The 23,238-nt window shown below is 71.5% G+C and carries 27 protein-coding genes; 14 read left to right on the top strand and 13 right to left on the bottom strand.

Annotated elements, in window-relative coordinates; translation table 11 throughout:
* Positions 1-85: 85 nt before the first annotated feature.
* Positions 86-1,510, top strand: coding sequence for an acyltransferase (locus J2Z30_RS15730; protein WP_044571561.1), 1,425 nt, complete (start codon positions 86-88; stop codon positions 1,508-1,510).
* On the opposite strand, the gene J2Z30_RS15725 is transcribed toward J2Z30_RS15730, so the two are convergent.
* Positions 1,507-1,974, bottom strand: coding sequence for an ATP-binding protein (locus J2Z30_RS15725; protein ID WP_044571563.1), 468 nt, complete (start codon positions 1,972-1,974; stop codon positions 1,507-1,509). The genes J2Z30_RS15730 and J2Z30_RS15725 overlap by 4 nt on opposite strands.
* A 158-nt stretch (positions 1,975-2,132) precedes the next feature.
* Here J2Z30_RS15725 and J2Z30_RS15720 point away from each other — a divergent pair, with 158 nt between their 5' ends.
* The 4 genes from J2Z30_RS15720 to J2Z30_RS15705 are packed head-to-tail and all read left to right on the top strand — an operon-like array spanning position 2,133 to position 4,529.
* Positions 2,133-2,984 (top strand): helix-turn-helix domain-containing protein, encoded by an 852-nt coding sequence (locus J2Z30_RS15720; RefSeq protein ID WP_044571565.1) that lies wholly within the window; start codon positions 2,133-2,135, stop codon positions 2,982-2,984.
* A 10-nt stretch (positions 2,985-2,994) separates the two neighbouring features.
* Positions 2,995-3,207, top strand: a complete 213-nt coding sequence (locus J2Z30_RS15715) for a DUF397 domain-containing protein (RefSeq protein WP_044581576.1) — start codon at positions 2,995-2,997, stop codon at positions 3,205-3,207.
* A 51-nt stretch (positions 3,208-3,258) separates the two neighbouring features.
* Positions 3,259-4,080 carry an arylamine N-acetyltransferase family protein gene (locus tag J2Z30_RS15710; RefSeq protein ID WP_044581577.1) on the top strand — a complete coding sequence of 274 codons (822 nt, stop codon included), beginning with the start codon at positions 3,259-3,261 and terminating at the stop codon, positions 4,078-4,080.
* Between the two features lie 20 nt (positions 4,081-4,100).
* A complete protein-coding gene (locus J2Z30_RS15705; RefSeq protein WP_308279936.1) occupies positions 4,101-4,529 on the top strand; it encodes a hypothetical protein in 429 nt (142 codons plus the stop codon).
* 59 nt (positions 4,530-4,588) lie between these two features.
* On the opposite strand, the gene tnpA is transcribed toward J2Z30_RS15705, so the two are convergent.
* Positions 4,589-5,017 (bottom strand): IS200/IS605 family transposase, encoded by a 429-nt coding sequence (gene tnpA / locus J2Z30_RS15700; protein ID WP_078956728.1) that lies wholly within the window; start codon positions 5,015-5,017, stop codon positions 4,589-4,591.
* A gap of 50 nt (positions 5,018-5,067) precedes the next feature.
* Here tnpA and J2Z30_RS15695 point away from each other — a divergent pair, with 50 nt between their 5' ends.
* Complete coding sequence (locus J2Z30_RS15695) at positions 5,068-6,201, top strand: RNA-guided endonuclease InsQ/TnpB family protein (RefSeq protein WP_044581578.1); 1,134 nt, start codon at positions 5,068-5,070, stop codon at positions 6,199-6,201.
* 99 nt (positions 6,202-6,300) lie between these two features.
* Here J2Z30_RS15695 and J2Z30_RS15690 read toward each other — a convergent pair whose 3' ends face one another.
* Entirely contained in the window at positions 6,301-7,023 is a 723-nt protein-coding gene (locus J2Z30_RS15690) for a hypothetical protein (protein ID WP_245388046.1), read from the bottom strand.
* A 95-nt stretch (positions 7,024-7,118) separates the two neighbouring features.
* On the opposite strand from J2Z30_RS15690, the gene J2Z30_RS49600 reads away from it, so the two are divergent.
* Positions 7,119-7,562 carry a polysaccharide deacetylase family protein gene (locus J2Z30_RS49600; protein ID WP_245388045.1) on the top strand — a complete coding sequence of 148 codons (444 nt, stop codon included), beginning with the start codon at positions 7,119-7,121 and terminating at the stop codon, positions 7,560-7,562.
* 120 nt (positions 7,563-7,682) lie between these two features.
* The gene (locus J2Z30_RS49595; RefSeq protein WP_245388044.1) at positions 7,683-7,829 is read left to right on the top strand and encodes a hypothetical protein; all 147 of its coding nucleotides are present in this window, start codon (positions 7,683-7,685) and stop codon (positions 7,827-7,829) included.
* 2 nt (positions 7,830-7,831) lie between these two features.
* Here the strand turns inward: J2Z30_RS49595 and J2Z30_RS15680 are convergent, their stop codons facing one another.
* Together J2Z30_RS15680 and J2Z30_RS15675 are read right to left on the bottom strand one after the other, a co-directional pair.
* Positions 7,832-9,010, bottom strand: coding sequence for a sensor histidine kinase (locus J2Z30_RS15680; protein WP_052702073.1), 1,179 nt, complete (start codon positions 9,008-9,010; stop codon positions 7,832-7,834).
* Positions 9,011-9,036: 26 nt separating this feature from the next.
* On the bottom strand, positions 9,037-9,723 hold the full coding sequence (locus tag J2Z30_RS15675) for a response regulator transcription factor (protein WP_044571579.1): 687 nt from the start codon (positions 9,721-9,723) through the stop codon (positions 9,037-9,039).
* 201 nt (positions 9,724-9,924) lie between these two features.
* Between J2Z30_RS15675 and J2Z30_RS15670 the strand changes: the two genes are divergently transcribed.
* The 4 genes from J2Z30_RS15670 to J2Z30_RS15655 all read left to right on the top strand — a co-directional run bounded on the left by J2Z30_RS15670 (position 9,925) and on the right by J2Z30_RS15655 (position 13,521).
* A complete protein-coding gene (locus tag J2Z30_RS15670; protein WP_052701427.1) occupies positions 9,925-10,470 on the top strand; it encodes a hypothetical protein in 546 nt (181 codons plus the stop codon).
* Positions 10,467-11,531, top strand: a complete 1,065-nt coding sequence (locus J2Z30_RS15665) for an efflux RND transporter periplasmic adaptor subunit (protein ID WP_044571581.1) — start codon at positions 10,467-10,469, stop codon at positions 11,529-11,531. Before J2Z30_RS15670 ends, J2Z30_RS15665 begins: the two co-directional genes overlap by 4 nt.
* Positions 11,528-12,319: an ABC transporter ATP-binding protein gene (locus J2Z30_RS15660; protein ID WP_209468687.1), complete on the top strand. Its 792-nt coding sequence runs from the start codon at positions 11,528-11,530 to the stop codon at positions 12,317-12,319. Before J2Z30_RS15665 ends, J2Z30_RS15660 begins: the two co-directional genes overlap by 4 nt.
* Before the next feature lie 62 nt (positions 12,320-12,381).
* Positions 12,382-13,521, top strand: coding sequence for an ABC transporter permease (locus J2Z30_RS15655; RefSeq protein ID WP_078957331.1), 1,140 nt, complete (start codon positions 12,382-12,384; stop codon positions 13,519-13,521).
* 47 nt (positions 13,522-13,568) lie between these two features.
* Here the strand turns inward: J2Z30_RS15655 and J2Z30_RS15650 are convergent, their stop codons facing one another.
* Positions 13,569-14,468, bottom strand: coding sequence for an alpha/beta fold hydrolase (locus J2Z30_RS15650; protein ID WP_044571586.1), 900 nt, complete (start codon positions 14,466-14,468; stop codon positions 13,569-13,571).
* A 120-nt stretch (positions 14,469-14,588) separates the two neighbouring features.
* Here J2Z30_RS15650 and J2Z30_RS15645 point away from each other — a divergent pair, with 120 nt between their 5' ends.
* The gene (locus J2Z30_RS15645; protein ID WP_044571587.1) at positions 14,589-16,610 is read left to right on the top strand and encodes an AfsR/SARP family transcriptional regulator; all 2,022 of its coding nucleotides are present in this window, start codon (positions 14,589-14,591) and stop codon (positions 16,608-16,610) included.
* 790 nt (positions 16,611-17,400) lie between these two features.
* Here the strand turns inward: J2Z30_RS15645 and J2Z30_RS15640 are convergent.
* From J2Z30_RS15640 to tsaB, 4 genes are read right to left on the bottom strand one after another with little or no spacing between them, the layout of a single operon-like run.
* Entirely contained in the window at positions 17,401-17,664 is a 264-nt protein-coding gene (locus tag J2Z30_RS15640) for a hypothetical protein (RefSeq protein WP_044571589.1), read from the bottom strand.
* Positions 17,661-18,785 (bottom strand): tRNA (adenosine(37)-N6)-threonylcarbamoyltransferase complex transferase subunit TsaD, encoded by a 1,125-nt coding sequence (tsaD, locus tag J2Z30_RS15635; protein WP_044571591.1) that lies wholly within the window; start codon positions 18,783-18,785, stop codon positions 17,661-17,663. Before tsaD ends, J2Z30_RS15640 begins: the two co-directional genes overlap by 4 nt.
* Entirely contained in the window at positions 18,778-19,380 is a 603-nt protein-coding gene (gene rimI / locus J2Z30_RS15630) for a ribosomal protein S18-alanine N-acetyltransferase (RefSeq protein ID WP_078957332.1), read from the bottom strand. The genes tsaD and rimI overlap by 8 nt, the downstream gene beginning before the upstream one ends.
* A gap of 32 nt (positions 19,381-19,412) precedes the next feature.
* Positions 19,413-20,081 carry a tRNA (adenosine(37)-N6)-threonylcarbamoyltransferase complex dimerization subunit type 1 TsaB gene (tsaB, locus tag J2Z30_RS15625; protein WP_044571593.1) on the bottom strand — a complete coding sequence of 223 codons (669 nt, stop codon included), beginning with the start codon at positions 20,079-20,081 and terminating at the stop codon, positions 19,413-19,415.
* 265 nt (positions 20,082-20,346) lie between these two features.
* Here tsaB and J2Z30_RS15620 point away from each other — a divergent pair, with 265 nt between their 5' ends.
* Positions 20,347-20,886 (top strand): hypothetical protein, encoded by a 540-nt coding sequence (locus tag J2Z30_RS15620; RefSeq protein WP_044571595.1) that lies wholly within the window; start codon positions 20,347-20,349, stop codon positions 20,884-20,886.
* A 108-nt stretch (positions 20,887-20,994) separates the two neighbouring features.
* Here J2Z30_RS15620 and J2Z30_RS15615 read toward each other — a convergent pair whose 3' ends face one another.
* From J2Z30_RS15615 to J2Z30_RS15605, 3 genes are all read right to left on the bottom strand, one after another.
* Positions 20,995-21,180, bottom strand: coding sequence for a hypothetical protein (locus J2Z30_RS15615; protein ID WP_044571597.1), 186 nt, complete (start codon positions 21,178-21,180; stop codon positions 20,995-20,997).
* Between the two features lie 207 nt (positions 21,181-21,387).
* A complete protein-coding gene (gene tsaE, locus J2Z30_RS15610) occupies positions 21,388-21,906 on the bottom strand; it encodes a tRNA (adenosine(37)-N6)-threonylcarbamoyltransferase complex ATPase subunit type 1 TsaE (RefSeq protein ID WP_044571599.1) in 519 nt (172 codons plus the stop codon).
* Positions 21,907-22,012: 106 nt separating this feature from the next.
* On the bottom strand, positions 22,013-23,236 hold the full coding sequence (locus J2Z30_RS15605; protein WP_044571601.1) for an alpha/beta fold hydrolase: 1,224 nt from the start codon (positions 23,234-23,236) through the stop codon (positions 22,013-22,015).
* Between the last annotated feature and the right edge of the window lie 2 nt (positions 23,237-23,238).

Below are 23,238 nucleotides of genomic sequence, written 5' to 3'. Positions count from 1 at the left end.
TCGAGGGTTACGGTCAACGCGTCGGGAGTTACGGCAACGCGTCGACGTGACAGCGCGTTTGGGCCCGACGAAAGAGCGTGTGAGTATGACGGCTTCCGCCACCGAGAGCGACGCCAAGCGATCGTTCACCGTGTGTGCCGGAGAGGCGAGCGGTGACCGCATACGGCTGAGCGTCTACGACATGCTCATCGGCACGGTCTATACGCCCCGCGCCTTTTTCTACCGGGAGACGCTCGACGGCGAGGCGCTGCGCGCCTCCCTCGGCCGGACGTTGCGTAACTTCCCCGTCCTTTCGGGCCGCATGAAGAGGGACCCCGACGGCGGTCTCAGTGTGCTCTGCGACGACTCCGGAGTGCGCTTCGTCGAGGCACGGGCATCCGTGCCCATGCCGGACTACGGACCGCGTCACACGGCGAAAAAGGGACTGGATCGCCATCTCAGTCACGCCATGCCGTTCTGGGTGGTCGACCGCGATACGCCGCTTTTCACGGTGAAGCTCACCCATATGAAAGGCGGCGGCTCCATCCTGGGGCTCACGATGAACCACGCCGTGGGCGACGGAGCCAGCTATATGAGTTTCCTGGAGGCCTGGTCGCACGAGCACCGGGGTCTCGGATACGCCAAGCCCAGCCATGACCGCGGGGTCATCGACGCACTCGCCGCCTCGGCCTCCGGTGACCCCCGTACGGACGGCCTTACGGGCGGCCTCACGGGCAGTGCTCATCTCACCGTCACCGGGCGCGGTCAGAAGACCGCCTTCGTGGGCCGCGCCCTGCGGGGCAGCCTCGGCAGTGTGACGACGGTGACCACCCGCTTCACCGGCGCCGAGCTGACCGCCATGAAGGACGCCGCGATGACCGACCTGGCGGGTACGGATCGGTGGGTGTCCACCAATGACGCGCTCACCGCCCATCTGTGGAAAGTGCTCGGCGCATTGCGTGACCGGCCCGATACGAGCGAGGAAAGGCTCGGCCTCATCGCCGACTTCCGTTCGTTCGTCGGCGCGGCCGTACCGGATGACTACTGGGGCAACGCCGTCACCAACACCCGGCCCGGAATGACCGCCGCCGAACTCCGCTCCCGCCCGCTCGGCGAGATCGCCGCGGCGATCCGCGCGGGCTTTGCCGAGAACACCGAGGAGCGAATCCGCGAGGAAGCGGCGTTCCTGTGCGCCGAACGCGACGCGGGACGCCTCAAGCGGGTCATGACCACCATGGGCCTGGACGCGTTCGACGACACCATCGCGATCAACAACTGGTCCAAGCTGCCCTTCTATCGCATCGACTTCGGGCAGGGCGCGCCCTTCTGGTACGACTTCTCCCCCATCCCCATTCCCTGGACCGTGCATATCGCGCCGACCCCGGCCGACCAGGACGGCGGCCGCGATGTGCACATCGCGCTGCCCCGCACCCAGGCCCGGTCCCTTCAGGAGCCGTCCTGGGTCGGGCGGTTCCACCGTTACACGGATTCCGGCGAGACATTTCCGCTGACCTTTGTCGCGGCCGGCTAAGCCTCGTCCTCCTCCTTGCCCGCGAGTTCGAACCAGACCCCCTTGGCGTAGATGCCCACCGCGTCCCCCTCCGACGTCCCCCACGCGTCGGCCAGGGCCGCCACCAGCCCGAGGCCACGGCCGTGGAGACGGTCCCCCTCGGGGAGGCAGGCGGCGGTGGGGAGCTCGGCGGAGGCGTCGTAGACCAGGACGCGGAAGCGGGGCGGCTCGATCACCACGCGCAGCATCACGGAGTCGCCCTCGGCGTGCAGAAAGGCGTTGGTGGCCAGCTCCGAGGTGCACAGCGTCGCCGTGTCGACCAGCTCCTCCTGCCCCACGGAGTTCAGGACGCAGGCGACGAAGTCCCGGCAGACCCTGGCGGAGGTCGCGTGCCGACTGCTCTGCAGGGTGTAGACGTACGGATCCCTGGAGGGAACGGGCGGGCGGCGTGGGGGACGGTCGTCGGACTCGTGATCGGAATCCATGGGGCAACTCCCTGTGAAGGGGCCGACAGCGCGCGTACCGTTACGGCGATCAACGCGCAGTAGCGGCAACGACACCAACGGTAGGGCAGCGGCGCAAACAACTGCTACGGTCCCGTTGAATTTCCCCGACGATTACTCCTTGAGGGTTACGGAGGACCATGCCACCCAGGAACGTCCCGACCGCGCGTCAAGTCAGGCTCGGCACAGAACTCAGAAGGATGCGCGAAGGCGCGGGGCTCAGCATTCAGGAGGCCGCCGACCGACTGGGCATCAACCGCACCCACATCACCAACCTGGAGCTCGCGCGGTTCGGCGTGAGCGAGGAGCGGGTCCGGGCCCTCGCCGCCATCTACGCCTGCCCGGACAGCGCGTACGTCGACGCGCTCGTCGCCATGGCCCGGGAGCGCAAGGGCGGCTGGTGGGAGGAGTACCGGGGCTATATCGCCACCGGCGGGCTCGACCTGGCCGAGTTGGAGTACTTCGCCGCCAGCCTGCGCGTGCTGGAAATCATGCACATGCCCGGCCTGTTGCAGACGGAGGAGTACGCGCGGGCCGTGCTCGGCTCCACCGTTCCGCAGTGGTCCGCCACGGACCTCAGACGCAGGCTCTCCCACCGCATGAAGCGCCGCGACATCCTGGACCGGGACGACCCGCCGCAGTGCACCTTCATCATCCACGAGGCGGCGCTGCGCATGCGGTTCGGGACCGACCGCGTCCTGCGGGCGCAGCTGGACAGCCTGCTGGAGTCCTCCGAGCGGAAGAATGTCACCGTGCGCGTGCTGACCTTCGAGGCCGGAGGGTTCCATGTGCCCGGACTCTCGGTCACCTACGCCCTGGGGGCGGTGCCCCAGCTGGACACCGCGCAGCTCGACGCCGCCCACGGCCCGGTCTTCCTGGACGCGCAGTCCCAGCTCGTCAACCATCGTGGAGTCCTGGACCGCACCACCGAGGCGGCCCTCTCCGAGAAGGAGTCACGTGATTTCATTCGTGACATCGCTCAACAGACATGAAGGCGTGGAGATGACCGAGGTCAACTGGCAGAAATCCTCCTATTCCAGCGCGGGGGACGGGAACTCCTGCATAGAGCTCGCCTCCATAGGCACCACCGTCGCCCTCCGCGAGAGCGACGACCCCCGTACGGTCCTCACCACGAGCCCCGCGAGGCTGGGAGCCCTGCTCCAGTCGATCAAGGCGGGTGCGCTCGATCATCTCGCGGCGGTGCCGGAGACGTAACAGATCCACGAGGGATCCGGCGTTACGGTCGGCAGTATGGAACCAGCCCGTATCGCCCTTGACCTCGGCGCCTATCTGACGCGTATCGGCTGGACGGGCGACCGTCGCCCCGCCCCCACCGTGGAGACGCTGCGGGCGGCGCACCGGGCGCACCTCACGTCCATACCGTTCGAGAACCTCGACCCCCTCCTCGGCTCGGCCCCCTCCCTCGCCGTCCCCGACCTCGAGGCCAAGCTGGTCCACGGCCGGCGCGGCGGTTACTGCTACGAGCACAACACGCTGCTGACCGCCGCCCTCACCGCCCTCGGCTTCCGTGTCACCGGCCTCACCGCCCGCGTCCGGGTCGGAGCGGCCCCCGGGGCGGTCCGCCCGCGCACACACATGCTGCTGCTGGTCGGGATCCCGGGCGAGGAGCGGCGGTATGCGGCCGATGTGGGCTTCGGCAGCATCGGCGGCCTCCTGGAGGCCGTACCGCTCGTCGCCGACACCGAGTTCCACGACGGCACCCGCCGCCATCGCTACGTCCGCGAGCCGTACCCGGAGGGGCTGGAGGACCTGTGGGTGTTCCAGGCGTTCCTCGACGGCTCCTGGCAGGACCAGTACGCCTTCACCCGCGAGCCCTTCGAGGCGTCCGACTACGCGGTCATCAACTGGCACGTCGCCACCAACCCGCGCTCGCCCTTCCAGCACACCCTCCACGTCCAGCGCACCACCCCGGACCGCCATCTCCTCCTGTCCGGGGGGACTCTCATCGAGACCCGCTCCGACGGCAGCCGTAAGGAGCGCGAACTCGCCGAAAACGACCAGGTGCTGCGCGTTCTCGCCGCCGACTTCGGCATCGAGCTGCCCCCGGGCACGGTCCTGCCGGACTGACGGCAGAGGAGTTACCCCGGGTGGCTCTCCACACCGGCCCCGGTCATGGCACGATCATCCCGCTAATGGGCCGATGGGAGGGTGGCAGGGGCGGATGGAACATGAGTAAAGACAAACTGTCCGTATCGGACCAGGATCTGTCGGATCTCATCAAAGACCTTGAGGGAATGCTCAGTTACCTCGAGGAACAGATCGAGCGGCTCGGCCATCTGCGGCAGTCGGTGGACCCCGACGATCACAAGGGCCCGGCCGCCGCCGCGTACAAGAAGCTGGAGCGCGACGCCTATGCGGACGCCGTGCGGGTCAGGCAGCTGCTGACCCGTATCGAGGAGGTTGCCAAGGAGCGCGGGGAGACCCCGGGTGAACGGTACGAGGAGCTGCGGACCCGCTTTCAGTCTGATCTTGCAAGGAACCCCGGGTCTTCAGATCCGGGAGGGATTGCATCCTGAGCCGGGCGGCGCGGAGTGCCGCCGCATCGCTTCGTAAAGCTCCCACGATGAAGCCGCGCTCAGTCCGGGCGTTTCTGGTTCTCGATGTATTCCTTGATCACGGCCAGTGGTGCGCCGCCGCAGGAGCCGGCGAAGTACGACGGGGACCAGAAGTGTTCGTCCCACAGGTACTTGTTGATGTGGTCGGGGAAGTCCTGGCGCAGGCGGCGGGCGGAGACGCCCTTGAGGCTGCCGACGAGTTTGGACAGTGCGACCGTGGGCGGATAGTGCACGAGCAGGTGTACGTGGTCGGTCTCACCGTTGAACTCCCGCAGCTCTGCGCCGAAGTCGGTGCAGACCTTCCGCATGGCCTCCTCGCACCTGGTGAGGATCGCGCCATCGAAGACCTTCCGCCGGTACTTCGGCGTGAAGACCAAATGAGCATGGAGGGTGTGGACGACACTTCTTCCCCTACGTACATCGGGGCTTGACTCCCAGCGCGGTGACATAGGTCAATGCTACGATCAGGCCCGTGAAGATCGTGACGCAGGTGAAGCTGATGCCGGATGCCGTACAGGCTCCTGCATTTGAGCGCACCCTGCCAGCGATCAACGAGGCCGCGAATTGGGTCTCCGCCGTGTCCTTCGAGCACTGGGCGCTCAAGGGCAGCGTGCGTGAGCTGCGGAAGCGGTGTTACGGCGAGCTGAAGACCCGTGGGTTCGGCGCACAGGCCGCGCAGCACATCATCAAGCGCGTGGCCGACGCCTATACGACGCTGCGGGCCAACATCAAGGCCGGGAATCTCGGCCCCGAGCACTCCAAGCGCCGCCGCAAGGCGGAGTCCAAGCCGGTCGCCTTCCGTCCGCACGCCGCGCACACTTTTGACGACCGGTGCCTGAGCTGGAACTACGACACCCGGACCGTGAGCATCTGGACCCTGGACAGCCGGGTCAAGAACGTGCGGTTCACCTGCTCACCCGGCGCTCTCAAGCAGCTTGCCGAACACCGCCAGGGCGAATCCGACCTGGTGTTCCGCGACGGCAAATGGTTCCTGATCGCCACCTGCGAGATCCCCGAAGCGCCCCGGTTCGAGCCGAAGGGCTTCCTCGGCGTGGACCGGGGCATCACCAACCTCGCCACCACCTCCGACGGGGACAACCACTCCGGGCGCCGTCTGGGACGGTACCGCCGCTGGCAGGCCCGGAAGAAGGCCGAACTCCAGGCCAGGCGGACCCGGAGTGCGAGGCAGCTTTTGAAGAAGCGTGCGCGCCATGAGGCGCGGCACGCGACCCACACCAACCACAAGATCGCCAAGACTGTCGTTGCTGTCGCCCAACGCACCGGACGCGGCCTCGCCCTGGAACAGCTGACGGGCATCCGCGAGCGGGTCACGGTTCCCCGCGACCAGCGAGCACGCCAGTCCTCCTGGCCGTTCCACCAGCTCGGCTCGTTCATCGCCTACAAGGCCAAACGCGCCGGAGTACCGTTCATCGAGGTGGACCCGGCCTACACCTCGCAGCGCTGTCCGCGCTGCGGCCACACCGAGAAAGCCAACCGGCCCACTCGGGACCACTTCCGCTGTCGTCGGTGCGGCCTCGCTGGGCCGGCCGACCACGTCGCCGGGGCCAACATCGCACAGCGAGGAGCCACGGCGTGGGTATTCGTCAACATGCCCGACCCGGCCCCCGCATAGCGCGGGGACCGGTAGATGTGACCCGTGACCGTCCTGCCGTAGGGGACAGTCGGAAGCATAAGCAGAGCCGCAGCGAACCGAGTCAACAAGCTCGGTCGTCTACGGCCGAGTAGTTGGCTCACTGCAGAAGCCGTCGTCGGAGAGGCCGTAGCCGGAGTCCGGACGGCGGGCGTCCGGACCGCCGGTGTCGGGGCGGAGGGGGCGGAGTTCGCGGCTGACCAGGCGGTAGTAGTCGATCGCCTTGGCCATGCCGAGCACACCGGCGGCCACGAAGACCAGGCCGATACCGGCGACCGTGCCGACGCTCTCCGTGCCGACGTCCGAGAAGACCGCGAACCCGCCCAGCGCCAGCCCCAGACAGGTCAGCACGATGGACGGGCCCAGCCACAGGAGAGCGCCGCCGGAGACCCGCCAGCGCGGCAGCGACTGGGGATCGCGCTCCAGCTCCGCCCAGTCGCGCAGGCACGCGCCCACGAAGACATCGCGCCGGATACCGGAGGCCACCCCGAGGCTGGAGGGGACCGTGGCGCCGAGGGCGAGACCCAGGAAGATCACGCCCAGCACGTGCTCGATGAGCTCGCCCTTCACCAGGAACTGGAACCCCGAGACCGCGAGGCTCCACCCCAGCGAGAAGACGAGCGTGGCCAGCCACAACAGCAGTGCCCGGTGCGGCGCCAGGTACCACCGCGCCAGCGCCCCCATCGCCCGCGCGCGCTCATCGAGCAACCCGGCGCGGTCCTTCCACGGCCGCTCGTCCGGGGCGGGCGGCGGTGGCGGAAGCTCGTTGGGCGGCGTCATGGCGTCCTTCCTCATGGCACTCATGGCACTCATGGCACGCGGGGCATGCAGGGCACTGCGGTGTACGCCGACGCAGTCTCTCAGCTCACGAGGGCAGGCCACTTGACCTTCTCACTTGTGTGAGGGTTTCACGATGCCCATCGAGCGTCTACGAAGTTGACCGCCCCTCCACGAGCATCTTCCCCGACACCAGGGCGCTGGCGCCCTATCCGCTGAACTACGGCTGGCGGGACTACGGGCCCCGGGGCGGGATCTGGCGGCTGATCGAGAGCCTGGACCGGCACCAGGTGCGGGCGAGCGTGATGCTCAACTCCGATGTCGCCGAGCGCTACCCCCAGATCGTCCGGGCCGGGCGGGAGCGGAACTGGGTGTGGGCGGCGCACGGCAAGAACAACTCGATCCTCCAGGCGGACATGTCGCCCGAGTTGGGGCCGGCGCTGACCGAGACCTTCCGCACGCCGGAGCTCCTGGCCGAGCTGGGGCTGCGGTACGTACTGGACTGGGCCAACGACGACCAGCCGTACCGGCTGAACGTGCCGGGGATGCTGAGCGTCCCGTATTAGATCGAGGTCAACGACATCCAGCTCTTCGTCGGCAAGAGCCTCAGCGGGCCCGACTTCGTCCGCATCGTCAAGGACCAACTCGACCAGCTCTACGCGGACTCGGCCGGCAGCGGGCGGGTGATGTCACTCGTGCTGCATCCGTTCGTGATCAACCAGCCCTTCCGGCACAGGTACGTGGACCAGTCACTGGAGTACGTGGTGAACCACCCCGGGGTGTGGGTGACGACCAGCGACGAGATCGCCGACCACTACACCCGGACGGCGTGACGTCATGGGAAGCGGACCCTGACCGAGAGGCCGCCGTCCGGGTTGGCGTCCGCGGTGGCCTCGGCGCCGTGGGCCCGCGCGATGGACGCGACGATGGACAGGCCGAGTCCGGCGCCTTCCCCGGCGGTGTGCGTGCGCTCGTTCAGACGGCGGAACGGTTCGAAGAGCCGGTGGACGGTGTCCGCGGGGATCTCCGGGCCGGTGTTGGAAACCCGCAGTACCCGGTCGGCGAGATGGACGCGGATGCGGCCGCCCTGGTGGTTGTACGCCACCGCGTTGGCGACGAGATTGCGCACCAGATGGGCGAGCAGGACCGGGTCGCCCGGAACCGTCAGCGGCTCCACGGTGGTCGTGACGGTGATCGCCTTCTCACGGGCCTCGTCGGAGAAACCGGCGGTGACGGCCGCGACCGTCTCGTTCATCTCGACGTCCTCGCGGCGCTGGATGCCCTGGTCGGTGGAGGCGAGCAGGAGAAGCGACTCGATGAGTCTTTCGCTGCTGTCCGCGGCCTTGATCAGCTCGGCCCGGATCCACGCCACGCGTTCGGGGTCGGCGTCGGCCAGGCCGATCTCGGCGGCGGCCCGCTGGACGGCCAGCGGTGTGCGCAGCTCGTGCGCGGCGTTCGCCGCGAACCGCTGCTGGGCCGTCACCAGCTGTTCCAGCCTGCCCAGCATCTGATCGAAGGTGTCGGCCAGCGCTTTGAGCTCCCCGGGCGGCCCCTTGAGGCCGATGCGCTGGTGGAGGTTCTCCCCGGAGAGCTTGCGCGCGGTGGCGGTGATGACACCGACCGGGCGCAGCACCCGGCCCGCCATCCACCAGGCCAGGAAGAGCGAGAGCACCGCGAAGACGCCGAGCGCGATGCCCGAGACGGTCAGCAGGCGGCTGAGGGTGGTGGCGGTGAGGGCCGCCACCGTCCGTGTCTTGGCCGCCTCGCCCACCTCGTTCGTCGGGACGACGGTGTACTCGTCCCCCCGTACGGAGCCGGGAGGGATGTCTTCTTCGGAGGTGATCCGCGGCCCGCGCGGCACGGGGGTGACCGCCCTGCCGAAACGTGCGTCCAGGTCGTCCTGGACCAGTGCGTAGATAACGCCGGCCAGGACGCCTCCGGCCAGCAGCAGGAGCCCTCCGTACAGGGCGGTGAGACGGGCCCGCTCCGTGGTGGGACGCAGTCGGCGCACCATCGCGGCCATGGGAAGCGGTCGGCGCGTCATCGCCCGGCCCGCCCGGAACCGGAGGTGGGGACGATCCGGTATCCGGCGCCGGGTACCGTCTCGATCACCGGCGGGCCCCCGAGCTTGGTGCGCAGGCGGCTCAGGGCGACGCGCACGGGGTTGGTGTCGTACCCGGCGTTCTCCTCCCACACCTTCTCTATGAGGTCCTCGCCGCTGACGACGGCGCCGTTCGCGCGCATCAGCGTTTCGAGGACGGCGAACTCCTTGCGGGTCAGGGAGAGCGCCACGCCGTTACGGTCGGCCTGCCGGCGGGCGGTGTCCAGGGTGATCCCGGCACGCTCGATCACCGGCGGCAGCGCGGGCTGGACGCGGCGGCCGAGCGCGAGCACGCGGGCGAGCAACTCCTCGTAGGCGAACGGCTTGGTGAGGTAGTCGTCGGCGCCGAGGCTCAGCCCCGCCACCCGCTCGGGAACGGTCACCGAGGCGGTGAGCATCAGCACCCGGGTGAGCAGGCCCTCGGCGACCAGGCGGCGGCACACCTCGTCGCCGTGCATACCGGGTAGGTCGCGATCGAGTACGAGGACGTCGTAGTCGCCGAACTGGAGCTTGCGCAGAGCGCTGACTCCATCGAGGGCGACGTCGACCGTGATCGCGTCGCGACGCATACCGTCGGCGATCATCTCGGCGAGGAACGCGTTGTCTTCCACCACCAGAACACGCATGGCCCCTGTCTACCCGACGGGCGCCTTTCGCCGTTGTTACCCGTGTCCGCGATGCCGCCCCGCGGCGGCGGGCGGGGCGCCCACGCGTCTGTAAGAGAAACGAAACAGCCCCATCGACCACTCTCCGAGCTGTCCGCAACCACGCGGTCGCCGCACGGTGCGCAGCACGGTGCGGCGGCTCGTTCGCGAGGAGAGAGAACCATGAGGAACCACAGGCTCACCCTGACCCTGGCGGCCACCGTGGCCGGTCTGGCCCTGTCCTTGACCGGCTGCTCCGGCTCGTCCGACTCCGGCGGGTCCAAGGACTCGGCCTCGTCCGAGGACTCCGCCGCTTCGGGCGGGTCCGGCGGGTCCGGCGGCTCGGGCGGCTCGGACTCGGCCGCCTTCGACAAGGCCCAGAAGCTGCGCACGTGCCTTCGGGACAAGGGCATCGACGTTCCCGACCTCAAGCCGGGCGAGGACCCGCACTCGGCGACGCTCGGGCAGCCGGAGGGCACATCCGCGGAGAAGTGGTCCAAGGCGCTCAAGGACTGCGGCTCCGGCATGGCCGGGGGCGGCTCCGGCGGCGCCGCCGACCAGCAGGACTCGCTCGACCAGCAGGTCAAGATCGCCGAGTGCGTGCGGGGCAAGGGCTTCGACATGCCCGACCCGAAGCCCGGCCCCAACGGGGGCAACACCGGCTTCCGGATCCCGAAGGGAGCCGACCCCGACAAGTTCCTCAAGGCCCTCAACGAGTGCGCGGCATGAGGCGGGCAGCCATCGTCGCATCGCTGGTGGCGGTCGCGGCCGTCATCGGCGGCGGCGTCGCCGTGACGGGACTGGCCCAGCCGCACAAGGACGAATCCGGGCCGCGGCGGTCCCAACTGCCCGCGACGACACAACCCGTCGAGCGCGGCGACCTGACCAGCAGCACCAGCGTCGACGGCACGCTCGGCTACTCCCAGGAACGCAAGCTGAACGCCGGGGCGTCCGGCACCCTCACCTGGGTGGCCCGCAGCGGCTCCACGGTCAAGCGGGACGGCCGTCTGTACGCCCTGGACGGCAAGGACGTACGCCTGATGTACGGGAGCGAGCCGATGTACCGGACGCTGAAGAGCGGCGACACGGGCACCGACGTCAAACAGTTGAAGGAGAATCTCGTCGAGCTCGGGTACGGCGGCGCCCTCGTCGCCGACGACGAGTTCACCGCGGGCACGACCGCGGCCGTCGAGCGCTGGCAGGAGGACCACGGGCTGAAGGAAACCGGCCGGATCGGGTCCGACCAGATCACCTTCGCGTCCGGCCCGCTGCGGGTGCAGAGCGTGAACGCGTCGGTCGGCGACGTGGCGGCGCCGGGCCAGAAGATCATGACCACCACCAGTTCCGACCGGGTCGTACGCCTCGAGGTCAAGGTCTCCGAGGCCGCGCTGGCCAAGCCGGACCACAAGGTGCGGGTGGAGTTGCCCGACGGAACCGACGCGGACGGGACGGTCTCCTCCGTGGGCGAGGTCGCCACGACGGGGGACGACCCGAACGACAAGACCCCGAAGGTCGGCGTCACCGTCACCTTCGACGATCCCGGCGCGGTGGAGGGTGTCGACAAGTCCCCCGCCACCGTCAGGTTCACCGGCCGGACCCGCAAGGACGTGCTCAGCGTTCCGGTCAGCGCTCTGCTCGCTCTGGAGGACGGCTCGTTCGGCGTCCAGGTCGTCGCGGGCAGCAAGGCACGCGAGGTCAAGGTGCGGCTCGGCATGTTCGCCCAAGGCCGGGTCGAGGTCTCCGGCGCCGGGCTTCGGGACGGTATGCGGGTCGGGGTGCCCACGACATGACCGCCCCTGACAACGCTGCCCGGACCGGACCCGTGGTGCGGCTGACGGGTGTGACCAAGGAGTACCCGGGCGGGGTCGTGGCCCTGCGCGGTGTGGATCTGACCATCGGCCGCGGCGAACTGGTGGCCATCGTCGGCCCGTCGGGGTCGGGCAAGTCGACCCTGCTGCACATCGTGGGCACCCTCGACCAGCCCACGGCCGGTTCGGTCACCATCGCGGGCCATGACGCGGCCGGGCTCGGCGACCGCGGCCTGTCCGCGCTGCGCGCCCAGCACATCGGCTTCGTCTTCCAGGCGTTCCACCTCGTACCGGGCATGAGCGCGCAGGCCAACGTCGCCGAGGGCCTGCTCTACTCCGGTCTGCCGCGCGCCGAACGCCGCAGGCGCGCAGTCGAGACCCTGGAACGGGTCGGCCTCGGCGACCGGCTGAACCACCGGCCGCATGAGTTGTCCGGCGGTCAGAAGCAGCGAGTCGCCATCGCCCGTGCGGTCGTGGGCGAGCCCGATCTGCTCCTCGCCGACGAGCCGACCGGAGCTCTGGACTCCGCCTCCGGCGAGGCCGTCGTGGAACTCATCCACGAACTCAACGAGGAGGGCGCGACCATCGCGGTCATCACCCACGACGCTGAGATCGCCGACCGGCTGCCCCGGCAGGTGCGGATCCGCGATGGCAACATCGTCCAGGACACCGCTCACGACCAAGGGCACGCGGGTACCCACGGCCCCGGCCCCGGCCCCGGCCCCGGCCACAGCCACAGCCACGGCCCCGTACCGAGCGAGGCCCGGTGAGGCGGCGGGGGTCGGTACTCAAACCGGCCCGTCTGACACCGCTGGACATCCTGCACACCGGGATGGCCGGGATGCGCAACCGCCCGATGCGCGTCGTGCTGTCCGCTCTCGGTATCGCCATCGGTATCGCGACGATGATCTCGGTGGTGGGCATCTCCGCCTCCAGCAAGGAGAACCTCCTGCGGGAACTCGACAAGCTCGGCACGAACATGCTGGTCGTCACCCCCGGCACGGATCTGGTCACCCAGAAGGAGGTGCCGATGGCCAAGGACGCGGCAGGCAGGGTGGCCCGGATCGACGGCGTCGAGCACGTCGGCGCCACCGGCCTGCTGAATCACACCGTCCGCCGGTCGGAGAAGATCGACGACATGATCACCGGCGGTATCTCGGTCCAGAGCGCCACCGAGGACCTGCTGATCACCCTGCGGGGCGGCATGCGCAGCGGCACCTGGCTCAACGCGGCCACCGGCAAGTACCCCTCGGTGGTGCTCGGCGACGTCGCGGCTCGGCGCCTCGGCATCACCGAGCCCGGCCAGCGGGTCTACATCGACGACGAGTACTTCACCGTCCTCGGCATCCTCGACGAACTGCCGTTGGCCCCCGAGATCGCCCGCTCCGCCCTGGTCGGCTGGGAGGTCGGACAGACGCGACTCGGCTTCGACGGCCGACCGACCACGATCTACGAACGCTCCGCCGACGACAGGGTGGAACCGGTCCACAGCCTGATCCCGCGAACGGTCGACCCCCAAACGCCCCACAACGTCGAGGTCACCGACCCGTCATCCGGGCTCCAGGCCAAGGCCGCCGCCGAGGGCGCCTTCAGCAACCTGCTGCTCGGACTTGGCGGAGTGGCTCTCCTGGTCGGCGGGGTCGGCGTCGCCAACACCATGATCATCTCGGTGCTGGAGCGCCGCTACGAGATTGGCCTGCGCCGCTCCATCGGCGCGACCCGAGGCCAGATCCGGGGCCAGTTCGTCACCGAGTCGCTGCTGCTGTCCGGACTCGGCGGTCTCGTCGGCATCCTCCTGGGCGCCGCCGTCACCGGCGGCTACGCGATCAGCAACGGCATTCCCTGGGTGATCCCGCCATGGACGATCGGTGGCGGTTTCGGCGCCACCCTCGTCATCGGCACCCTCGCGGGCCTCTACCCGGCGGTCCGCGCTTCCCATCTGTCCCCGACCCTCGCTCTCCACGCGACCTGATGCGGGCGGCCCCGCCATGATGTGGGCGCGACATGTGACGACGACTCCTAGCGGGAGAGCAGCCCGCGCAGCGCCTTGGCGATGTCGGCGGGCGCCTCCTCCGCCATGAAGTGGCCGTAGCCGACGGTGTAGTGCTCCAGGTCGTCGGCCCAGGCGCGCCACAGCGCCGCCGCGTCATAGCCGAGGGCGGCGCCCCAGTCCTGCTGGACGACGGTGAGCGGCATCGTCAGCCGGCGCCCGCCGTCCCGGTCGGCCCGGTCGTGATCGACGTCGACACCGGCGGAGGCCCGGTAGTCGGCCACGATCGACGGCACCGCGGCGCGGCAGGCGTCCAGATAGGCGGCGCGGACCTCGGCGGGGATGGCCCGCGGATCGCCCGCCCACAGGTCGAGGAAGTGGCCGAAGAAGTCGTCGGGGCAGGCGGCGATCATCCGCTCGGGCAGCCCCGGGGGCTGCGCCATCAGAAAGAGATGGAAGCCGACGGCGGCGGTGGTGCCGTGCAGCACGTCCCACATGTCGAGGGTCGGCAGCACGTCCAGGCAGGCGAGATGGGTGATCGCCGCAGGGTGGTCGAGGCCCGCCCGGAAGGCGACCAGGGCGCCGCGGTCATGACCGGCCAGCGCGAAGCGGTCATGCCCGAGCGCGCGGGCCAGGGCGACGATGTCGGCGGCCATGGTGCGCTTGGCGTACGCGGCGGAGTCGGCGTCGGTGTCCCCGTCGGCATCGGCCGCCGGTTTGTCGCTGGCGCCGTAGCCACGCAGGTCGGGGCAGATCACGGTGTGATCGGCCGCGAGGTCGGCGGCCACGTGCCGCCACATGAGGTGGGTCTGCGGGAAGCCGTGCAGCAGGACGACGGGGCTGCCCGAGCCCGCGACGGCCACGTTCAGGGACACGCCGTCGGCGACGGGGACGCGGCGGTAGTCGAAACCGGGAATGACAGGGGCCATGGGTGAGCGCGCTTTCTGTGGAGGATCCGGGCGACCGGACGACGTAAGTGACTGACGAGATGGCTGTCAGCCTGCCTGGTGCGGATGAGCATCCGATCAGCGGCGAGCTACCGTGACCGCATGCGGGTCGGTTTCGGGGTGCTGGGGCCGGTGGTGGCCTGGGACGCGGACGCCGACGGGCGCGCGATCGCGCTCAAGGGGCCACGGCACCGCGCGGTGCTGGCCCGGCTGATCATCGCCCGCCGCCGCGTCGTACCCGTCTCCCGGCTGATCGAGGATCTGTGGACGGAGCCGCCACCGGGCGCGGTGGGCGCGGTGCGTACGTTCGTGGCCGCGCTGCGCCGCGCGCTGGAGCCGCAGCGCCCACCGCGCACCCCGGCCCGGCTGCTGGTCACCGAGGGCCCCGGGTACGCGCTGCGGGCCGACCCGGACGCGGTGGACGCCTGGCGCTTCGAACAGGACGTGGCCGCCGCCACGACCCTGCCGCCGGACGGCGCGCTGCCCCGGCTGGAGAAGGCGCTGAGCCGATGGCGCGGACCCGCGTACGCGGAGTTCGCCGACGAGGGCTGGGCCCGGGGCGAGCGCTCCCGGCTGGCGGAGCTGCGACTGCACACCGTAGAGCGGCAGGCGGAGGCCCGGCTGGCGCTGGGCCGGGCCGCCGAGGCGGTGCCGGACCTGGAGGCGCATCTGGCCGAGCACCCCTGGCGCGAGGGCGCCTGGCGGGCGCTGGCACTCGCGCTGTACCGCACCGGCCGCCAGGGCGACGCGCTGGCGGTACTGCGCCGGGCCCGCGCCCTGCTGGTCGAGCAGCTGGGCGTGGACCCCGGCCCGGAACTGCGCCGTCTGGAGACGGACATCCTCGGCCAGGCGCCCCACCTCGACCCCGCCGCGGCGCGGGGCGGCGCGGCGGCCCAGGTGTGGGCGGACGCGACCGCCGCATACGACCGCACCGTGGCCTCCGGCGCCCGGACCCGCCTGGAGTCGACGGCCGCCCTGCTCCGCGACCTCTCGATGACCGGTGGCGGCGGCCTGCTGACGGCCCGCCAACAGCGCGTGGCGGCCGTCGCGGCGGCGGAAGAACTGGGCGACCCCGAACTGACCGCCCGCGTCATCGGCGCCTACGACGTCCCCGCGATCTGGACCCGCCTGGACGACCCCGAACAGGCGGCATCGATCGTGGCCGCGGCCGAACGCACGTTGACCGCGCTCGCGGCCGGCTCCGGGCCGGGCGGCCATGACGCGATTCGGGCCCGGTTGTTGGCGACGATCGCCGTGGAGTCGCGGGGTGGGCGGTCCGAGCGGGGGCGACAGGCGGCTCGGCAGGCTGAGGAGATCGCTCGGCGGCTGGACGATCCCGGGCTGCTGGCGTTCGCGCTGAACGGCGTCTTCATGCAGAGCTTCGAGCGCGCGGGGCTGGCGCCGCGCCGGGACGCGACCGGGGCCGAGCTGATCGCCCTTGCGGCGCGGCACGGGCTGGTCGCCTTCGAGGTGCTCGGCCATCTCATCCGGCTCCAGGCCCGCAGCGCGCTCGGCGACTTCGCGGCGGCCGACCGGCACGCGGCCGCCGCCGAGCGGCTGGGTGAGCGCCATGAGCGGCCGCTGGTGGGGGTGTTCACCGCGTGGTACCGGGCCCTGCGGCTGGCCGCGACGGGACGGGCGGACGAGGCCGCGGACGGGGCGGTGGTCCAGGCCGCGGACGAGGCGGTGGTCGAGGCGGCCTACCGGGACGCCGCCGCGCGGCTGGACGGCTCCGGGATGCCCGGCCTGGAGCGCGGCCTGCCGCCGCTCGCGCTGCTCTGTCTGCGCGTTGAGCGGGGGCGGCCCGCCCCGACCGGCGCGGACCTCGACTGGGGGCCGTACGGGCCCTGGGCCCGCCCGCTGGTGCTGCTGGCCCAGGACCGCCGCGCCGAGGCCGCGGCGGCGCTGCGCAAAGTCCCGGAGCCGCCCCGCGATCTGCTGCTGGAGGCCCTGTGGTGTCTCACCGGGCGGGCGGCCATCGCCATCGGCGACCGGGAGACGATCGCGCGCGCCCACACCGCGCTGGCCCCGGCGGCGGCCGAGCTGGCCGGAGCGGGCAGCGGGCTGCTCACCCTGGGCCCGGTCTCCCGGCACCTGGCCGATCTGGCCGAGGCCCTGCGGTAACGGCACGGCCCAGCGCCGTACCGCTACGGGGCGTCCGGCGGGTCTTTCCCCTCCCCGCCCCTTCCCGATACCAGGGATTCCACCCCTGGCCCCCGGGGTCTGGGGCGGGGCCCCGGCCCGGGGTCTGGGGCGAAGCCCCGGCCCGAGGCCCGAGGCGGAACCCCGACCCGGGGTCTGGGGCGAAGCCCCGGCCCGAGGCCCGAGGCGGAACCCCGACCCGAGGCCCGAGGCGTGGCCCCGGCCCGAGGCCTGAGGCAGGGCCCCGGCCCGGGGTCCGAGGGCTGGGGCAGGGCAGGACCCGGAGTCTGAGGCGAAGCCCCAGCCCGAGGTCCGAGGCGAAGCCCCGGCCCGGAGTCTGAGGCAGGGCCCCGGCCCGAGGTCCGAGGCAGAACCCCGGCCCGGAGTCCCAGGCGGAACCCCGGCCCGAGGCCCGAGGCGTGGCCCCGGCCCGAGGCCTGAGGCAGGGCCCCGGCCCGGGGTCCGAGGGCTGGGGCAGGGCAGGACCCGGAGTCTGAGGCGAAGCCCCAGCCCGAGGTCCGAGGCGAAGCCCCGGCCCGGAGTCTGAGGCAGGGCCCCGGCCCGAGGTCTGGGGCGGAGCCCCGGCCCGGAGTCCCAGGCGGAACCCCGGCCCGAGGCCTGAGGCGGAACCCCGACCCGGAGTCTGGGGCGAAGCCCCGGCCCGAGGCCTGAGGCGGAGTCCCGGCCCGGGGTCTGGGGCGGGGTCCTAGTTTCGGGAAGGGGCGGGGAGGGGAGCAGCCCGCCGCAGGCGTCAAGAGTCGCCGGACGCCCCCTAGCCCCCGTCCGCTACCGTCTCGAAGCGCCAGCGGTGGACCGCACGCCGCACCAAGTCCTCCCCCGGCTCGGGGAGTTCCGGCAGGCCCTGGGTGTCGTAGGCGCCGTCCCACCAGGTGATGACCAGGACGCGGTCCTCGGGTGCGCGGAAGGTTTCGCGGCGGAGCGGGGGCGGGTCGAGGGGCTGATGGGTGGCCCAGGTCAGGAGTTCCGCGCCCTTTCCGGCCACGGCTCGGGCTTCCCACATCAACGCGACGGTCATGCGTACAGGTTCTTCCGGCTCAGCTCGTGCACATGGTCGTGGGAGTGAGAGTGAGAGTGGGCGTGGGAGTGCGCGTCCGGGTCGGGGACGTGGGGGTCGGTCACCGGGAGGGACGAGTCGGCCGACAGGTCCCACGCCGAGGCCGACCGCCCCCGCGCCACCATCTCCGCGCCGAGCGCAGCCACCATCGCCCCGTTGTCCGTGCACAGCTTCGGCCGCGGCACCCGCAGGGTGAGGCCCGCGTCCTCGCAGCGGCGTTCGGCCATCGCCCGCAGCCGGGAGTTGGCGGCGACGCCGCCGCCGATCATCAGGTGCTCCACGCCCTCGTCCTTGCAGGCGCGAACGGCCTTACGGGTCAGCACGTCCACGACCGCCTCCTGGAAGGAGGCCGAGACATCGGCGATCGGGACCTCCTCGCCCGCCGCCCGCTTCGCCTCGATCCAGCGGGCGACGGCGGTCTTCAGCCCGGAGAAGGAGAAGTCGTACGCGGCGTCCCGCGGGCCGGTCAGCCCGCGCGGGAAGGCGATCGCGGCCGGGTCGCCCTCGCGGGCGATGCGGTCGATGACGGGGCCGCCGGGGAAGCCCAGGTTCAGCACCCGGGCGATCTTGTCGAACGCCTCGCCCGCCGCGTCGTCGATGGTCGAGCCGAGCGGGCGGACGTCGGCGGTGATGTCGGGCGCGAGGAGCAGCGAGGAGTGGCCGCCGCTCACCAGCAGCGCCATCGTCGGCTCGGGCAGCGGACCGTGCTCCAACTGGTCGACACAGATGTGGGAGGCGAGGTGGTTGACGCCGTAGAGCGGCTTGCCGAGGGCGTAGGCGTACGCCTTGGCGGCCGAGACGCCGACCAGCAGCGCGCCCGCGAGCCCGGGGCCCGCGGTGACGGCGATGCCGTCGAGGTCGGAGGCGGCGACCCCGGCCTCCTTCAGCGCGCGCTGGATCGTGGGGACCATCGCCTCCAGATGGGCGCGGCTGGCGACCTCCGGGACGACCCCGCCGAAGCGGGCGTGCTCGTCCACGCTGGAGGCGACGGCGTCGGCGAGGAGGGTGTGGCCGCGGACGATGCCGACGCCGGTCTCGTCGCAGGAGGTCTCGATGCCGAGGACGAGGGGTTCGTCAGCCATGGGTCTCGGTTCCTTGTACTGAGGTCGCGGGGTTCGCTGTGTGCGCGGTGGATGCCGTGTTCGCCGCCGTGGGTTCGATGGGCTCGCCGGGCTCGCCGTTCGCGGTCGTCGCGGCGCTCACCGTCGCCGCACTCGCCGTCGCCGCGCTCGCCGTCGCCGGGTCGGCCAGCCGCATGACCAGGGCGTCCACATTGCCGGGCTGGTAGTACCCCTTGCGTATGCCGATGGGTTCGAAGCCGAAGCGCTCGTACAGCCGCTGGGCGCGAGCGTTGTCCACCCGCACCTCCAGCAGTACCTCACGGCACTCGAAGGCGGTGGCGGCCGTAAGGAGGTCGGTGAGGAGGCGGGCGCCGAGGCCGGTGCCCCATTGGTCGCGGGCGGCGGCGATGGTCTGGACGTCGCCGGTGCGGTCGACGACCGCGAGCCCGGCGTACCCGACCAGCCGGGGCCCGTCCTCCGCCACCACATAGTGACGGGTGGCGTCCCCGCCCCGGGCATGGGCGAGCTCGGACCAGAACATCCCCCGCGACCAGGCGTCCTCGGGGAACAGCTCCTCCTCGAGCTCCATCACCCGCTCCAGGTCCCACCAGCGCATCTCGCGCAGGGTCACGGTCGTGCCGGTGCCGGTCACCTCGGGGTGACCACCTTGTAGTTGGCGGGCACCTTCGCATCGGGGCGGCGCAGATACAGCGGCCGGGGCGGCGGCAGCTCCTCGCCGCGCGCCAGCTTCTCGACGGCGAGCGAGGCGAGCGCCCCGGCCGACTGGTGCTCCGGCATCCCGGGCGGTACGTCGGCGAAGGCCGCCGGATAGAGCAGCGCGCCCGCGCCGACCGCGGGCAGCCCGGCCACCCGCTCGGCGAGATCGGCGGGGTGGTCGACGGCGGGCTCGGTGACGCGGGTGCGGGCGTCGTCGTAACGCGCCCAGTAGACCTCCTTGCGCCGCGCGTCCGTGGCCACGACGAAGGGGCCTTCCAGACCGGCCTGCCCGGCGGCGTACGCGATCCCGTCCAGCGTGCACAGCCCGTGGACGGGGACGCCGAGCGCCGACCCGAAGGTGGCCGCGGTCACCAGGCCCACGCGCAGTCCGGTGTACGGGCCGGGGCCGGCGCCGACGACGATCTCCGTCACCGCGCCCAGCTCGGTGCCCGCGGCTTTCAGCGTCCGGTGCACGGCGGGCAGCAGGAGCTCGCCGTGGCGCCGGGCGTCCACGTCGGCGGACTCGGCGAGCACTGCGGAGCCGTCGTGCAGGGCGACGGTCACGGCGGGGGTGGCGGTATCAAGAGCGAGCAACAGCACGAGAACAGCCTACGGCGCGCCGGGAGGTCGTTCTTCCGTACCGGCCTCGGTACCGGCCCTGGAACCGAAGCCGGTACCGCCTCTCGTACCGGCCTCGGTACGCGCTTTCGTACCGACGGTGGAACAGCTCGGCCACCGGACGCCCGGAGCGCGGCCGGGCGGCGGGCGCCGGTGCTACCGTCACCGTAAGTGTGTACGGGCCGTCAGCACGTACTGACCGCAGGAGAGGGAAGCCGCCGTGCCAAGGAGCAGTACCGGGCCAGCTGTGGCCGTACTCACCGCCGCCGCACTGGGCGTCGTCGGGTTCCTCGGCTACCAGGCCGCCGCGACCGCGCCCGACCATCCGACCCAGGCCCGGCCGGGGTCGCACTCCGCCGAGTCCAAGAAGAAGGACAAGGACGACGCGGGGTCGAAGAAGAAGTCCACCGCCCTTCCCGCCCGCTCCGGCAGCGGCGTACGGGTCGTCTACGCCCTCGGCGACAAGCGGGTCTGGCTGGTCGGCGCCGACGGCAAGGCGAGCCGCACCTTCGAGGTGGGCCCCAGCCCGGCCAGCCCCAACCCGGGGACCTACACGGTGACCTCGCGCAACAAGGGCGGGGTCGGATCGGACGGAGTGCAGGTCGAGCACGTCGTCGTCTTCCACTCGGAAGGGGGCGTCGTGTTCGGATTCAGCGCGGCCGTGGACGGGTCGATGCCGGACCCGAACGCGCGCAAGCGGACCGGAGCCGTCCGGGAAAGCCGGGCGGACGGTACGGCGATGTGGGAGTTCGCTCAGGTCGACATGAAGGTGATCGTCGTCCCCTAGCGGACCCGGCCGGGTCAGACCTGGATGACGCAGCGGGATTACGCACCTGGATGACGCACCCGAATGGCGTAGCCGGATGACGCACCCGAATGACGTAGCCCTGCGCGGCTACGCCGCGTCCCGCTCCTCGTCATCCGCCTCGGGCTCGACGGACGCCGACGTCTCCTCCTCGGCCGGCCGCGGAGGCGTCGAGACCGCGCTCGCCGCCGCACACGCCGCCAGGAGCTCCGACATCGACGGTGACCGGTCGTCGCGCGCGGCGCCGGTCCCGGCCACAGGGTCGTGGGCCGACATGGATGCCTCCTGAGGGTCCTGGGGCAGTCGAGCGGAGTTAGGTAGACCTAACCCACGCTTCCTCCCCCCATGTGACCACGGGTGATGCCCGGAATGCAACAGCATGCCGACGGCTTGTCGGAAACTACGCGGCATCTGCACGCGAGCTCTACCAGCGGCTTGACCGTTTGACCGGGTAGCGCCACCCGGCGGCGCCGGCCCGCCGCACTACCCCGCGAGCGACGCCAGGTCCTCCCCCGCCCAGCGGGTGCCCACGCCCGTCACCACCACGTCCCGTACGTCGTCCACGTCGGCGGCCATCGTGTCCGTGACGGCCATGTCGCTGCCCACCGTCCGCTGGATCACCACATGCAGCCGGTCCTCCGCCAGCTCCTCGACCTTGCCCTCGCCCCACTCCACGGCCACCACCGAATCGGGCAGGGAGACATCGAGGTCCAGGTCCTCCATCTCGTCGAGGCCGCCGTTCAGCCGGTAGGCGTCGACATGGACCAGCGGCGGGCCGTCGCCCAGCGAGGGGTGCACCCGGGCGATCACGAAGGTGGGCGAGGTGACGGCGCCCCGGACGCCGAGGCCCTCGCCGAGGCCCCGCGTCAGGGTCGTCTTGCCCGCGCCGAGTTCACCGGTGAGCAGCACCAGATCGCCGGGGCGCAGCAGCTTGGCGAGTCTGCGGCCCAGGTCCCGCATCTGGTCGGGAGAGGTGACGGTGATGCGCGTGCCTACGTCCATACTCGCCGATGGTACGGGCCCGAAAAGCCCGCCGCGGACCAGCGTGCGGCCACCCCGAACGCCCCGGCCGGGCCGCCGGAACGGCCGGGCAGGGGGGTACCGTCCGTCAGCCCGTCACGCCCCGCCGCGCCCGGTCGCCGACCCCGTCCACCGACCGGATGAGCAACTCCGTCAGGTGGCCGTTGACCACCTCCGGGTGCTCGAGGATCACCAGGTGTCCGGCCTCCTCGAGGATCACCAGCTCGGCGCCCGGAAGCAGTTCCGCGATTGCCTCGCTGTGTTCCATCGGGGTGATCAGGTCCTTGTCGCCCGCGAGCACCAGCACCGGCAGGCCGTCGAAGTGCGGCAGCGCGGCCGCCTTGTCGTGGGCGATGAACGCCGGGTAGAACTCCGCGACCACATCGATCGGCGTGGCCTCGATCAGCCGCTCGGCGAACCGCGCGACCCCCGGGTCCACATCCTTCGAGCCGAACGAATAGCGCTTGATCAGCCCCGCGAACAAGTCCGCGGTCGCCCGCCGCCCCCGCTCGACCAGGTCGGCCTGCCAGCCCAGCGCCTTCAGCAACCCGGGCAGCACCCGCCGCACCGCGTTCACCCCGACCACCGGGAGGCCGAAGCTGACCTCGCCCAGCCGGCCAGCCGAGGTGCTGATGAAGGCCGCGCCGATCACGCGCTCGCGGATCAGGTCGGGATACTGCGCGGCCAGCGCCATCATCGTCATGCCGCCCATGGAGTGGCCGACGAGCACCAGCGGCCCCTCGGGCGCCGTCGCGTCGATCACCGTCTTCAGATCGCGGCCGAGCTGGTCGATGCTGATCGCCTCGCCGTCCGCCTGGGCGCAGCCGCGCGCCGAGCGGCCGTGGCAGCGCTGGTCCCAGTAGACGGTGCGGACCACCCCGGGCAGCGCGGAGCGCTGGAAGTGCCAGGAGTCCTGGGCCAGGCAGTAGCCATGGCTGAAGATCATGGTGACGGGGGTGGGGGCGCGGCGCCCGAACCGCCGCTTGCGCCGGGGCGAGGGCGCGGCGGCGTTCTCCCGCATCTCCTCGACCTCGTAGTAGATCTCGGTGCCGTCGTCGGCGACCGCCGTCCCCGGGGTGCCGCGCAGCGTGCCGTACGGGCCCTCGGCGTCCAGGGCCAGCCGCGCCTTGCGCCGTACGCCGCGGCCGACCGTCAGCCGCTCGAGCGCGACACCCGCCGCCGCCCCCGCCGCCAGCACACCGATCGCGGCACCCGCGAATCCGGCACCCCGGCGCCAGCTCACGGCTGTGGCCCCCGCCGCGACTCGTGTCGCCATCTCTGCCGTGCTGACGGCCGTGGTCTCGTCGCCCATGG

Origin of the sequence: Streptomyces iranensis, assembly GCF_017874715.1 — a bacterium.
Taxonomy (GTDB): domain Bacteria; phylum Actinomycetota; class Actinomycetes; order Streptomycetales; family Streptomycetaceae; genus Streptomyces; species Streptomyces iranensis.
This window is presented reverse-complemented; position numbering and strand designations above follow the sequence as displayed.

Bases quoted from the DNA above. Each gene is read 5' to 3' on its own strand.
- J2Z30_RS15730 (WP_044571561.1), top strand. From the start codon at position 86: ATGACGGCTTCCGCCACCGAGAGCGACGCCAAGCGATCGTTCACCGTG.
- J2Z30_RS15725 (WP_044571563.1), bottom strand. From the start codon at position 1,974: ATGGATTCCGATCACGAGTCCGACGACCGTCCCCCACGCCGCCCGCCC.
- J2Z30_RS15720 (WP_044571565.1), top strand. From the start codon at position 2,133: ATGCCACCCAGGAACGTCCCGACCGCGCGTCAAGTCAGGCTCGGCACA.
- J2Z30_RS15715 (WP_044581576.1), top strand. From the start codon at position 2,995: ATGACCGAGGTCAACTGGCAGAAATCCTCCTATTCCAGCGCGGGGGAC.
- tnpA (WP_078956728.1), bottom strand. From the start codon at position 5,017: ATGTCACCGCGCTGGGAGTCAAGCCCCGATGTACGTAGGGGAAGAAGT.
- J2Z30_RS15695 (WP_044581578.1), top strand. From the start codon at position 5,068: ATGCCGGATGCCGTACAGGCTCCTGCATTTGAGCGCACCCTGCCAGCG.
- J2Z30_RS15690 (WP_245388046.1), bottom strand. From the start codon at position 7,023: ATGAGTGCCATGAGGAAGGACGCCATGACGCCGCCCAACGAGCTTCCG.
- J2Z30_RS49595 (WP_245388044.1), top strand. From the start codon at position 7,683: ATGTCACTCGTGCTGCATCCGTTCGTGATCAACCAGCCCTTCCGGCAC.
- J2Z30_RS15680 (WP_052702073.1), bottom strand. From the start codon at position 9,010: ATGGTGCGCCGACTGCGTCCCACCACGGAGCGGGCCCGTCTCACCGCC.
- J2Z30_RS15675 (WP_044571579.1), bottom strand. From the start codon at position 9,723: ATGCGTGTTCTGGTGGTGGAAGACAACGCGTTCCTCGCCGAGATGATC.
- J2Z30_RS15670 (WP_052701427.1), top strand. From the start codon at position 9,925: ATGAGGAACCACAGGCTCACCCTGACCCTGGCGGCCACCGTGGCCGGT.
- J2Z30_RS15665 (WP_044571581.1), top strand. From the start codon at position 10,467: ATGAGGCGGGCAGCCATCGTCGCATCGCTGGTGGCGGTCGCGGCCGTC.
- J2Z30_RS15660 (WP_209468687.1), top strand. From the start codon at position 11,528: ATGACCGCCCCTGACAACGCTGCCCGGACCGGACCCGTGGTGCGGCTG.
- J2Z30_RS15655 (WP_078957331.1), top strand. From the start codon at position 12,382: ATGGCCGGGATGCGCAACCGCCCGATGCGCGTCGTGCTGTCCGCTCTC.
- J2Z30_RS15650 (WP_044571586.1), bottom strand. From the start codon at position 14,468: ATGGCCCCTGTCATTCCCGGTTTCGACTACCGCCGCGTCCCCGTCGCC.
- J2Z30_RS15645 (WP_044571587.1), top strand. From the start codon at position 14,589: ATGCGGGTCGGTTTCGGGGTGCTGGGGCCGGTGGTGGCCTGGGACGCG.
- J2Z30_RS15640 (WP_044571589.1), bottom strand. From the start codon at position 17,664: ATGACCGTCGCGTTGATGTGGGAAGCCCGAGCCGTGGCCGGAAAGGGC.
- tsaD (WP_044571591.1), bottom strand. From the start codon at position 18,785: ATGGCTGACGAACCCCTCGTCCTCGGCATCGAGACCTCCTGCGACGAG.
- rimI (WP_078957332.1), bottom strand. From the start codon at position 19,380: ATGCGCTGGTGGGACCTGGAGCGGGTGATGGAGCTCGAGGAGGAGCTG.
- J2Z30_RS15615 (WP_044571597.1), bottom strand. From the start codon at position 21,180: ATGTCGGCCCACGACCCTGTGGCCGGGACCGGCGCCGCGCGCGACGAC.
- tsaE (WP_044571599.1), bottom strand. From the start codon at position 21,906: ATGGACGTAGGCACGCGCATCACCGTCACCTCTCCCGACCAGATGCGG.
- J2Z30_RS15605 (WP_044571601.1), bottom strand. From the start codon at position 23,236: ATGGGCGACGAGACCACGGCCGTCAGCACGGCAGAGATGGCGACACGA.